This is a genomic window from Burkholderia sp. SIMBA_051 (genome assembly GCF_046534915.1).
In the GTDB taxonomy this organism is placed as follows: Bacteria; Pseudomonadota; Gammaproteobacteria; order Burkholderiales; family Burkholderiaceae; genus Burkholderia; species Burkholderia ambifaria.
Genome location: NZ_JAWRXS010000812.1, coordinates 1 through 240 on the forward strand (window position 1 = coordinate 1; position 240 = coordinate 240).

1 pseudogene is annotated in these 240 nt (G+C 63.8%); it reads right to left on the reverse strand.

What is annotated here, in order from left to right:
• Positions 1 to 110: 110 nt before the first annotated feature.
• Positions 111 to 240 (reverse strand): annotated as a pseudogene (locus SB771_RS36705) (GNAT family N-acetyltransferase); the annotation flags it as partial.

Below are 240 nucleotides of genomic sequence, written 5' to 3' on the forward strand. Positions count from 1 at the left end.
GAACGGCGACAGATCGGTCTCGCGTTCGAGCTGCTTGAGTTCCAGGCGGAATGGCCGCGTTGCCCGCCGAATCAGTCTGATCTTCATGCGGCGGAACAAGCGGCGCATGATTAGCGCTGACCGTTGGCCGTGGGTTGATCCAGGCCGAAATGGCGGCGGTAACGCTCGTCCATGCCGTCCATCTTCAGCAGCACCGGGAAGTCGGCGGCGTTGAAATCCGGGTCCCAGGCGGGTTCGCCG